The sequence below is a fragment of the Mycobacterium sp. genome, assembly GCF_035653355.1.
Lineage (GTDB): Bacteria > Actinomycetota > Actinomycetes > Mycobacteriales > Mycobacteriaceae > Mycobacterium.
This window is the reverse complement of sequence record NZ_DASRBZ010000052.1, coordinates 1-10,224: the sequence shown is the minus strand read 5'-3', so window position 1 is coordinate 10,224 and position 10,224 is coordinate 1. Positions and strand designations below refer to the sequence as shown.

Here is a 10,224-nt window from a genome sequence, read left to right as displayed (position 1 = left end):
ATTGAACACGTTCAACGGGGTGCGGTAGGTCTTGCCGGAGCGCCGTCCGACGTGCTCGAGGATCCCGAAGGGCGGTAGCCAGCCGGCCCACAGCCGTTGAATCGGGTTGGTGACGTGCCGGTTGAACCGGGCCAGTCGTTGCGGTAGTTGCATGCCGCTATCAAACTCTTACCTCATGGCCTACCTCAAGCCGCCATCGTTGATCGTCAAGGTGTTCAACCGGATCGCGGTGGCCACCGGCATCGACAACAGCTGGCAGCCCTGACCGTGACCAAGCGCGGCAGCAGAAAGGCACAAACCATTCCCGTCGTCCCGGTCGAGGTCGGCGCCACGAGGTAGCTGGTGTCGACGCGCGGGGAGACATTCGGCTATTACACCCCGTAGTGGAGCCCGGCGCGGCGGCTGGGACACTAGTCGTCGTGGGTAGTACTGGCCGGGTGGCCGCCGAAACGGCGAGGTCGGCGATGCTGTTCGACGCCGCGTGTGCGGTCATGCCCGGTGGGGTGAACTCCCCGGTGCGGGCGTTCACCGCGGTGGGTGGCACACCCCGGTTCATCACCCGGGCCAGCGGCTGCTGGCTCACCGACGCCGACGGCAACCGCTACGTCGACCTGGTCTGTTCGTGGGGCCCGATGATCCTGGGCCACGCCCACCCGGCGGTGGTCGACGCGGTACAGAAAACCGCCGCCGACGGGTTGTCGTTCGGCGCGCCGACTCCCGCGGAAACCCAACTGGCCAGCGAGATCATCAGTCGCGTGGCACCGGTGGAGCAGATCCGGATGGTTAACTCCGGCACCGAGGCCACCATGAGCGCGGTCCGCCTGGCCCGCGGCTTCACCGGCCGCGCAAAGATCGTCAAGTTCGCCGGCTGCTACCACGGCCACGTCGACGCGTTGCTGGCCGACGCCGGCTCCGGGGTTGCGACACTGGGCTTGCCGTCGTCGCCGGGGGTCACCGGCACCGCGGCGGCCGACACAATTGTGTTGCCGTACAACGACTTCGAGGCTGTCCGTGAGGCCTTTGCGCGGTTTGGCGGCGAGATCGCCGCGGTAATTACCGAGGCCAGCCCCGGCAACATGGGTGTCGTGCCGCCCGCGCCGGGCTTCAACGCCATGCTACGGGCCGTTACCGCCGAACACGGTGCGCTGCTGATTCTCGACGAGGTGATGACGGGCTTTCGGGTCAGCCGAAGCGGTTGGTACGGAATCGATCCGGTGCCGGCCGACCTGTTCACGTTCGGCAAGGTGATGAGCGGTGGGCTGCCGGCCGCGGCGTTCGGCGGCCGCGCCGACGTGATGCAACGGCTGGCGCCGCTGGGGCCGGTGTATCAGGCCGGCACGCTGTCCGGTAACCCCGTGGCCACGGCGGCCGGGCTGGCGACGCTGCGGGCCGCCGATGACGCGGTCTACAACGCGCTGGACGCCAACGCCGGCCGGCTGGCCGGGCTGCTATCCGAAGCATTAACCAAAGCCGATGTGTCGCACCAGATTCCGCGAGCGGGCAACATGCTCAGCGTATTTTTCGCCGACGAACCGGTGACCAACTTTGCGTCGGCGCGAGCCAGCCAAACCTGGCGTTACCCGCCGTTCTTCCACGCCCTACTAGACGCCGGCGTCTATCCGCCGTGCAGCGCATTCGAGACCTGGTTCGTCTCGGCCGCTCTCGACGACGCCGCGTTCGACCGGATCGCCGACGCCCTGCCCGCCGCCGCCCAAGCCGCCGCCGAGGAGCCAAAACCCTGATGGCCGAACACACCCGAATCCACCTGGTCCGCCACGGCGAGGTGTATAACCCCACCGGCGTCCTCTACGGCCGGCTGGCCGAATTCCACCTGTCCGACAAAGGCAAGCAGCAGGCGCAGGCCGTCGCCGACGCGCTCGCTGACCACGACATCGTCGCGGTCATCGCCTCCCCGCTGGAGCGTGCCCAGGAGACCGCCGCACCGATCGCCGCCCGCCACGCTCTGCCCGTCGACACCGATGCCGACCTCATCGAGTCGACGAATTTCCTTCAAGGCAAGCGTGTTTCGCCCGGCGACGGCGCTTGGCGCGATCCGCGAGTCTGGTGGCAACTGCGCAATCCGTTCAAACCGTCGTGGGGTGAGCCCTACAGGCAGATCGCTGCCCGGATGACGACCGCGGTGGACAAGGCGCGCGCTCGCGCCGCCGGGCACGAAGCGGTGTGCGTGAGCCACCAATTACCGATCTGGACGCTGCGCCAGCATCTGACCGGCAGACGGCTCTGGCACGATCCGCGCCGGCGCGAATGCGCGATCGCGTCGATCACCACCCTGGTCTATGACGGCGACCGCTTGGTCGACGTGGAGTATTGGCAACCGTCGGAGTGTTGAGCGTGCTGCGGCTGGTGATCGCGGCGGCGGCAACAGCGGCCGCGCTGCTCGCCGGCTGCGCCCGCGGCGAGGACGCCGTCGCCCAGGGCGGCACCTTCGAATTCGTCGCCCCGGGCGGCAAAACCGACCTCTTCTACAACCCACCCGACCATCGCGGTCGCCCCGGCCCGGTGACCGGGCCGGACCTGATGGACCCCTCACATACCGTGTCGCTCAATGACTTTGCCGGCAAGGTCGTCGTCGTCAACATCTGGGGCCAGTGGTGCGGGCCATGTCGCGCCGAAGTCAGCCAACTGCAACGGGTGTATGACGCCACCGGGAGCCAAGGCGTGTCCTTCCTCGGAATCGACGTCCGCGACAACAACCGGCAAGCCGCCCAGGATTTCGTCAAAGACCATGCGGTGACGTACCCGTCGATCTATGACCCGGCCATGCGCACCATGATCGCGTTCGGCGGCAAATACCCGACCACGGTCATCCCGTCGACGCTGATACTCGACCGCCAGCATCGAGTGGCCGCGGTATTCCTGCGGGAACTGTTGGCCGAGGACCTGCAGCCCGTGGTACAGCGCGTGGCGGCCGAACACCAAACCACGCCGGGACCGCAATGACCGGGTTCGCGCACATCGCCGCCGCCGGGCCGCTGTTGTTGGCGCTGGCGGTGTGTGTGCTGGCCGGACTGGTGTCGTTCGCCTCACCGTGCGTGGTGCCGCTGGTGCCTGGATATCTGTCGTATCTGGCCGCGGTGGTCGGGGTCGACGAACAACTGGGCGCGGTCAAGGCTCCGCCGGCCGCGCGCTGGCGGGTAGCTGGCTCGGCTGCGCTGTTCGTCGCCGGGTTCACCGCGGTATTCGTCCTAGGCACCGTCGCCGTGCTCGGCATGACCACCACCCTGATCAGCAACCAGCTGCTGCTGCAGCGGGTCGGGGGAGTGGTGACCATCGTGATGGGCCTGGTGTTCGTCGGCTTGGTCCCGGCCCTGCAGCGGCAAGCCCGCTTCACGCCGCGCCAGCTGTCCACGGTCGCCGGCGCACCGCTGCTGGGGGCGGTGTTCGCGCTGGGCTGGACCCCGTGCCTGGGCCCGACGCTGACCGGGGTGATCACCGTCGCCTCGGCCACCCAGGGCGCCAACGTGATTCGCGGCATCGTGTTGGTGATCGCCTACTGCCTGGGGCTCGGTGTGCCGTTCGTGTTGCTGGCGTTCGGGTCGGCGTCGGCCGTCGCCGGACTGGGCTGGCTGCGCCGCCACACGCGTGCCATCCAGATTTTCGGCGGCGTGCTGCTGATCGCGGTCGGCTCCGCGCTGGTCACCGGCGCATGGAATGACTTCGTCTCGTGGTTGCGCGACGCACTGGTGTCCGACGTGAGGTTGCCGATTGATTGCCCATGCTCGCAACACGTGGCGCGCGCTGACGTCGATGGGCACCGCGCTGGTGCTGCTATGCCTGCTGGCCTTGGGCGCCATCCCCGGCGCGCTGCTGCCGCAGCGAAAACTCAACGCCGGCAAGGTCGACGACTATCTTGCGGCCCACCCGCTGCTCGGGCCGTGGCTGGATCGGCTGCAGATGTTCAATGTCTTCGGCAGCTTCTGGTTCACCGCCATCTACGTGCTGCTGTTTGTGTCGCTGGTGGGCTGCCTGACGCCGCGGACCATCGAGCATGTCCGCAGCCTGCGCGCCACCCCGGTGGCCGCGCCCCGCAACTTGGCTCGGCTTCCCAAGCATGCGACCGCCACCATCGCCGGGGAACCCGACACCGCGGCGGAGACGATCGCCACAAGGCTGCGCGGCTGGCGCAAGGAAATCCGCCAATCAGACGGGGCCACCGAGGTTTCCGCGGAGAAGGGCTATCTTCGAGAATTCGGCAACATCGTCTTCCACTTCGCGCTGTTGGGCCTGCTGGTCGCGGTTGCCGTCGGCAAGCTGTTCGGCTACGAGGGCAACGTGATCGTCATCGCCGACGGCGGTCCCGGCTTCTGCTCGGCGTCCCCGGCGGCGTTCGATTCCTTCCGCGCCGGCAACAGCGTCGACGGCACCTCCTTGCACCCAATCTGCATCCGCGTCAACGACTTTCAAGCCCAATACCTGTCGTCGGGCCAAGCCACGTCGTTCGCCGCCGACATCGACTACCAGACCGGCCGCGACCTGGCGACGAACAGCTGGCGGCCCTACCGGCTGCAGGTCAACCACCCGCTACGACTCAAGGGCGACCGGGTGTATCTGCAAGGCCACGGCTATGCGCCCACCTTCACCGTGACGTTCCCGGACGGGCAGACCCGCACCTCGACCATGCAGTGGCGACCCGACAACCCGGTGACGCTGCTGTCGTCGGGCGTGGCCCGCATCGACCCGCCGGCCGGCGCCTACCCCGACCCGCGTGAGCGTCGCAATCACCAGATCGCGATCCAGGGCCTGCTCGCGCCCACCGCACAACTCGACGGCACCCTGCTGTCGTCGAGCTTTCCCGCGCTCAATGCCCCCGCCGTGGCCGTCGACATCTACCGCGGCGACACCGGCTTGGACACCGGTCGCCCGCAGTCGCTGTACAGCTTGGATCCCCGGCTCATCGAACAGCACCGGCTGACCCAGGTGAAACGGGTGAACCTGCGCGCCGGCCAACAAGTCGAAATCGACGACGGCACCGTTGTCCGCTTCGACGGCGCGGTGCCGTTCATCAACCTGCAGGTCTCCCACGACCCGGCCCAGGTGTGGGTGCTGGTCTTCGCCGCCACGATGATGGCCGGGCTGCTGGTGTCGCTGCTGGTGCGCCGGCGCCGGGTGTGGATCCGTGCGGTGGCCGCGGGCCCGGGTACGGTGAACGTCGAGGTCGGCGGGTTGGCGCGCACCGACAACGCCGGATGGGGCGACGAGTTCGAGCGGTTGACTTCCCGGCTGCTGGCCGGATTCCCCAGATCTGCAGCTGCTCGCCCGTCGCGTGAGCCCGTCGGCGCCTCCGGAAGGGACCCCAGATGAATACCGTGCATGTCGACGTCGCGTTGGCCCGCTACTCCGACTGGGCGTTTACCTCGGCGGTGGTCGCGTTAGTGGGCGCGCTGTTGCTGCTCGCCGTCGAGCTCGCTTACTCGCGCACTCGCAAGGCCGCCGAACTCGTGACTGTCGGCGCGGTCTCCGCTGACAGCGCCACTCCCGGCGTCGTCGAAGCCGCGGCGCAACGGCCCGTCGACGAACGCGTCGGTCGGGCTGGCCTGGCAGTGGCTTACGTCGGCATCGCGCTGTTGCTGACCTGCCTGGTGCTGCGCGGCCTGGCCACCCTGCGGGTGCCGTGGGGCAACATGTACGAGTTCATCAACCTCACGTGCCTGTGTGCACTGGTCGCCGGCGCGGTCGTGCTGCGCCGCCCGCAGCATCGCCCGCTGTGGGTGTTCTTGCTGCTGCCGGTGCTGATCCTGCTGACCGTCTCCGGACGCTGGCTGTACGCCAACGCCGCTCCGGTGATGCCGGCACTGCAGTCCTATTGGCTGCCGATTCACGTGTCGGTGGTCAGCCTCGGCTCGGGGGTGTTCCTCGTCGCCGGCGTGACCAGCATCCTGTTTCTGCTCAAGACGTCGCGGCTCAATGAGCCGGATGCCTCCGGAACGTTGGCGCGCATCGTCCGGCGGCTGCCCGACGCGCAGACGCTGGACCGCATCGCCTACCGCACCACGATCTTCGCTTTCCCGGTCTTCGGTTTCGGGGTGATTTTCGGCGCGATCTGGGCCGAGGAAGCCTGGGGCCGCTACTGGGGCTGGGACCCCAAGGAAACAGTGTCGTTCGTCGCGTGGGTGGTGTATGCGGCTTATCTGCATGCCAGGTCGACGGCGGGATGGCGCGACAGGAAGGCCGGTTGGATCAACGTGATCGGCTTCGTGGCCATGGTCTTCAACCTCTTCTTCGTTAACCTCGTGACGGTAGGTTTGCACTCGTACGCAGGTGTGGGCTGATCACACATCCCGGGGGGTCGATCGGGCGCTGCGATATGTTCGTCACGAGCGACCCGAGTACTGCAACGAGGGGAAATGCACGTGTCTGACCATCCAACGCAGGACGTCGGGGCATCAGGTCGCCGCGAGGATCAGCCAACGACACAACTGCCTCCGCAGCAGCATCCCGGCGAACCCGACCCCAAGACCAGCGACGCGGAGACGAAGGCCTTCGCCGGCTTCCGGACCCAACGCCGATTCAGCGAGTCCCAGACGCGTGGAGTGCCGCCGCCGCAGACGGTTGCGCAGCCGCGAGCCTGGGCCGCCACTCCTGTCACGCCGGACCGAGGGCTGCCACCGTCCGCCGAGCCCACTGCCTATGGTTACTACGGCGGCGCACGCGATACGTCGACGCCGATGGATACGCAGTACCGTCCGGGGCGCACCCCGCCCTCGCCGTATCCGGAGCTGTCCACCAGCACCCTGCTGCGGCAGGTCAAACCGCCGCCCTCGGAGGGTTGGCGTCGCTGGCTCTACGTCCTGTCGGGTCACTTGATCAACGTCGGCGAAAGCCCGCGGGTGATCCGCTACAACGACTTGGTGGTTCAGGCCAACCGGCCGCTGCGCGGTTGCTACCGGATTGCTGTGGTGTCCCTGAAGGGCGGGGTGGGCAAGACCACGATTAGCACCTGCCTGGGCGCCACCTTCGCCTCGATTCGCGGTGATCGGGTAGTGGCGGTCGACGCCAACCCCGACCGCGGCACGCTCAGCCAGAAAGTGCCGTTGGAGACACCGGCCACGGTGCGCCACTTGCTGCGCGACGCCGAGGGCATCCAGCGCTACAGCGATGTGCGCAGCTACACCAACCAAGGACCCAGCCGGTTGGAGGTGCTGGCCTCGGAGACCGATCCCGCGGTGTCGGAGGCGTTCAGCGCTGACGACTACACCCGCACCCTGGACATCCTGGAGCGCTTCTACGGCATCGTGCTCACCGACTGTGGCACCGGGCTTTTGCACTCGGCGATGTCGGCGGTGCTGGCCAAGGCCGACACCCTGATCGTGGTCAGCTCCGGCTCGATCGACGGCGCGCGCAGTGCCTCAGCGACGCTGGACTGGCTAGACGCGCACGGCCACGGGAACCTGGTGCGTGAGTCGATCGCCGTGATCAATGCGGTGCGGCCGCGCTCGGGCAAGGTGGACATGCAGAAGGTGGTCGATCACTTCTCGCGGCGCTGCCGGGCGGTGCGGTTGATTCCGTTCGACCCGCATCTGGAAGAGGGCGCTGAGATCTACCTGGAGCGGTTGAAGCGGGAAACCCGCGAGGCGCTTATCGAGCTGGCCGCCGTTGTCGCCGACGGCTTCCCCAGTGACCAGCGGCGGCCCACCTCGCATTTCATCTAGCGAGGCAACCTAACGCGGGTTGTTGTCGCCGCGGCTTAACCGCCACAGGAATTCCGGGTCGTCGTCGGGTCCGATCACGCGTGTTTTCGGCCGGTTGACCTGAGACCGCGCGGCGCGCCAGCCGATATAGATCAGCGTCCCCAAGACCAGGACGAGGAGCAGGTAGAGCATCAACACCTCCTTCATCCGAATATACCTGGGCCGTAGGCTCGGACCGTGGCAGACGGACCGACCTCGACGCGCCGTGTGGCGGTTGATGTGGCCCTTTACGCCGTGGCACGGGTGGTGTTGGTGGTCGTGCTCAGCGCGGTGATCTTTTGCGCGGCGCGACTGCTCGGGGTGCGCGAATTTCCTGTAGTCGTCGCTGTCTTGTTCGCACTGGTTCTCGGAATGCCTTTGGGCATATGGGTTTTCAGTCCGCTGCGTCGCCGCGCCACTGCCGGGTTGGCGATGGTCGGGGAGCGGCGGCGCAAAGACCGCGAGCAGCTGCGTGCCCGGCTGCGCGGTGACGTGCCGCCAGAATAATGACGGGGCCGTAAACATTTGCTTGACCCGGGCGTGTGAGGCTGCCGGGTTTTCGTCCACTCTGCGTTCATGGCAACGACACGCCGATGGACCCCGCAGCCAGCGCAGTCTCGATGCAGCCAGCGCAGCCTCGACAACGGCGCACCCGGAATCCCTGGCTATGTTGGCGCTATGAGCAACGCACGTGACCTGTATCGCCGATGGATCTACGAGCTGTGGTCTGGCAAGCCGATTGCCGATGAAGTTGTCGCCGACAACTTCATCGGGCACTGGCCGAATCGCGATGTGCATGGTCCGGCCGAACTGCAGTCGATCATCGACGAAACCCGCCAGATGTTCGAAGAGTTGACCTTCGACATCGAGGTGGGCCCGCTGGTCGATGGCGACCTGGTCGCGGCACGGTGGAGCGGTCGCGGCAAGAGCGGCGATGCCGTCACTCCGTTCTTCGGCAACGACATCCTGCGCATCGCCGACGGGCGGTTCGTCGAGTACTGGACCGGTACGTCAGCCGGCTAGCCCCAAGGCCAGCGCCACGGCGACTGACCACACCAGCATCGCCAGGCCGGTGTCGCGTAGCACCGGAATCAGCTCGCGCCCGCCGCGGCCGGAGCGCACCGGCCGCAGTGCCCGCAGCGCCAGCGGCATACCGACGAACGCTGCGGCACACCACGGCGTCGCAAGCATCAACACCAGCGTCAGCACGCCGGCGCTCGCCAGCAGCCCCTGGTAGAGCACCCGCGTCCCGGCATCGCCGAGGCGCACCGCCAGTGTGTTCTTGCCCGACTGCGCGTCGGTGGGGATGTCGCGCAGGTTGTTGGCCACCAGCACCGCCGACGACAGCGCACCCGTCGCCACCGCCAGCCCCCCACCGACCCAGTCCACCCGCAACGCCTGGGTGTACTGGGTGCCCAACACCGCGACCAGACCGAAAAACACGAACACCGCGGCTTCGCCAAAACCCGCATAGCCGTACGGTTTTGAGCCGCCGGTATACAGCCACGCACCGGCAATGCACAACGCACCGACCACAATCAACCACGGCGCACTGGTCATCGCCAGCACCAGGCCGGCCACCGCGCCGACGCTCAAACTGGCCACCGCCACCGCTAGGACCGAGCGCGGCGCCGCCAGCCGCGAACCCACCAGCCGAACTGGGCCGGCCCGCTCGTCGTCGGTGCCGCGGATGCCGTCGGAGTAGTCGTTGGCGAAGTTGACTCCGACGGTCATCGCCACCGCGACGGCCAAGGCCAGTACCGCTTTCCACCACACGGCGGCGTGCAGCCAGGCCGCAGCACCGGTGCCGGCGATCACCGGCGCGATGGCGTTGGGCAGGGTGCGCGGCCGCGCCCCCGCGAACCATTGACTCACGGTCGCCACGGCTCGATCCTTCCACGGCACAATGAGCGGATGCTGGCAGTGATCGGAGGCAGTGGCTTCTACACCTTTTTCGGGGCCGACGCGCGCACCGTCGATGTGGACACTCCATTCGGTGCGCCCAGCGCCCCGATCACCGTGGGCGCGGTCGGTCAGCAGGAAGTCGCGTTCGTGCCGCGCCACGGTGCACGCCACGAATACTCGGCCCACACGGTGCCGTATCGGGCCAACATGTTTGCGCTGCGCAAGCTCGGGGTGCGACGGGTCTTCGCGCCGTGCGCGGTCGGCAGCCTGACGCCTGAGTTGGGCCCCGGCACGATCGTGGTGCCCGACCAGCTACTGGATCGCACCCACGGCCGCGCCGACACCTACTTCGAGTCCGGCGGTGTGCATGCCAGCTTCGCCGATCCGTACTGCCCGACACTGCGGGCGGCGGCCACCAGCCTGCCCGGCGTCGTCGACGGCGGCACCATGGTGGTGATCCAGGGGCCCCGGTTTTCCACCCGCGCCGAAAGCCGCTGGTATGCCTCGGCCGGATGCACTCTGGTGAACATGACGGGCTATCCAGAGGCGATCCTCGCGCGCGAACTCGAAATATGTTACGCCGCAATAGCTTTAGTCACCGACCTGGACGCTGGTATCGACGCCGGCGGCG

Annotated in this window: 11 protein-coding genes and 2 pseudogenes; 10 read left to right on the top strand and 3 right to left on the bottom strand. The window is 67.7% G+C overall.

From position 1 onward, the window contains the following. Positions 1-153: pseudogene (locus VFA16_RS01655) on the bottom strand (nitroreductase family deazaflavin-dependent oxidoreductase); the annotation flags it as partial. A 311-nt stretch (positions 154-464) separates the two neighbouring features. On the opposite strand from VFA16_RS01655, the gene hemL reads away from it, so the two are divergent. The 7 genes and pseudogenes from hemL (at position 465) to VFA16_RS01620 (ending at position 7,670) form a co-directional block, all read left to right on the top strand. Then, positions 465-1,742: a glutamate-1-semialdehyde 2,1-aminomutase gene (gene hemL, locus VFA16_RS01650; protein WP_414687612.1), complete on the top strand. Its 1,278-nt coding sequence runs from the start codon at positions 465-467 to the stop codon at positions 1,740-1,742. Further along, positions 1,742-2,350, top strand: coding sequence for a histidine phosphatase family protein (locus VFA16_RS01645; RefSeq protein WP_324966141.1), 609 nt, complete (start codon positions 1,742-1,744; stop codon positions 2,348-2,350). Before hemL ends, VFA16_RS01645 begins: the two co-directional genes overlap by 1 nt. 5 nt (positions 2,351-2,355) lie before the next feature. After that, positions 2,356-2,961 (top strand): TlpA disulfide reductase family protein, encoded by a 606-nt coding sequence (locus VFA16_RS01640; protein ID WP_324966144.1) that lies wholly within the window; start codon positions 2,356-2,358, stop codon positions 2,959-2,961. Continuing rightward, positions 2,958-3,728, top strand: a pseudogene (locus VFA16_RS01635) (cytochrome c biogenesis CcdA family protein); the annotation flags it as partial. The gene VFA16_RS01640 and the pseudogene VFA16_RS01635, both read left to right, overlap by 4 nt. 40 nt (positions 3,729-3,768) lie before the next feature. Continuing rightward, entirely contained in the window at positions 3,769-5,322 is a 1,554-nt protein-coding gene (locus VFA16_RS01630; protein ID WP_324966143.1) for a cytochrome c biogenesis protein ResB, read from the top strand. Further along, positions 5,319-6,290 (top strand): c-type cytochrome biogenesis protein CcsB, encoded by a 972-nt coding sequence (gene ccsB / locus VFA16_RS01625; protein WP_324966140.1) that lies wholly within the window; start codon positions 5,319-5,321, stop codon positions 6,288-6,290. The genes VFA16_RS01630 and ccsB overlap by 4 nt, the downstream gene beginning before the upstream one ends. 81 nt (positions 6,291-6,371) lie before the next feature. Then, complete coding sequence (locus VFA16_RS01620) at positions 6,372-7,670, top strand: MinD/ParA family ATP-binding protein (protein WP_324966139.1); 1,299 nt, start codon at positions 6,372-6,374, stop codon at positions 7,668-7,670. Between the two features lie 9 nt (positions 7,671-7,679). Here VFA16_RS01620 and VFA16_RS01615 read toward each other — a convergent pair whose 3' ends face one another. Continuing rightward, positions 7,680-7,841: a hypothetical protein gene (locus VFA16_RS01615; protein ID WP_324966138.1), complete on the bottom strand. Its 162-nt coding sequence runs from the start codon at positions 7,839-7,841 to the stop codon at positions 7,680-7,682. A 45-nt stretch (positions 7,842-7,886) separates the two neighbouring features. Between VFA16_RS01615 and VFA16_RS01610 the strand changes: the two genes are divergently transcribed. Beyond that, positions 7,887-8,195 (top strand): DUF4229 domain-containing protein, encoded by a 309-nt coding sequence (locus VFA16_RS01610; protein ID WP_324966137.1) that lies wholly within the window; start codon positions 7,887-7,889, stop codon positions 8,193-8,195. Positions 8,196-8,366: 171 nt separating this feature from the next. Continuing rightward, a complete protein-coding gene (locus tag VFA16_RS01605) occupies positions 8,367-8,711 on the top strand; it encodes an ester cyclase (protein WP_324966136.1) in 345 nt (114 codons plus the stop codon). Here VFA16_RS01605 and VFA16_RS01600 read toward each other — a convergent pair. Further along, complete coding sequence (locus tag VFA16_RS01600) at positions 8,700-9,572, bottom strand: 1,4-dihydroxy-2-naphthoate polyprenyltransferase (RefSeq protein ID WP_324966135.1); 873 nt, start codon at positions 9,570-9,572, stop codon at positions 8,700-8,702. The two genes, VFA16_RS01605 and VFA16_RS01600, sit on opposite strands and share 12 nt — an antisense overlap. 30 nt (positions 9,573-9,602) lie before the next feature. Between VFA16_RS01600 and VFA16_RS01595 the strand changes: the two genes are divergently transcribed. Further along, the coding region (locus VFA16_RS01595) for an S-methyl-5'-thioadenosine phosphorylase (RefSeq protein WP_324966134.1) at positions 9,603-10,224 on the top strand (622 nt) is incomplete at its 3' end.

Excerpts from the sequence above, each read along its gene's own strand:
- VFA16_RS01630 (WP_324966143.1), top strand. The coding sequence starts at position 3,769 with ATGGGCACCGCGCTGGTGCTGCTATGCCTGCTGGCCTTGGGCGCCATC.
- ccsB (WP_324966140.1), top strand. The coding sequence starts at position 5,319 with ATGAATACCGTGCATGTCGACGTCGCGTTGGCCCGCTACTCCGACTGG.
- VFA16_RS01615 (WP_324966138.1), bottom strand. The coding sequence starts at position 7,841 with ATGCTCTACCTGCTCCTCGTCCTGGTCTTGGGGACGCTGATCTATATC.
- VFA16_RS01645 (WP_324966141.1), top strand. The coding sequence starts at position 1,742 with ATGGCCGAACACACCCGAATCCACCTGGTCCGCCACGGCGAGGTGTAT.
- hemL (WP_414687612.1), top strand. The coding sequence starts at position 465 with ATGCTGTTCGACGCCGCGTGTGCGGTCATGCCCGGTGGGGTGAACTCC.
- VFA16_RS01605 (WP_324966136.1), top strand. The coding sequence starts at position 8,367 with ATGAGCAACGCACGTGACCTGTATCGCCGATGGATCTACGAGCTGTGG.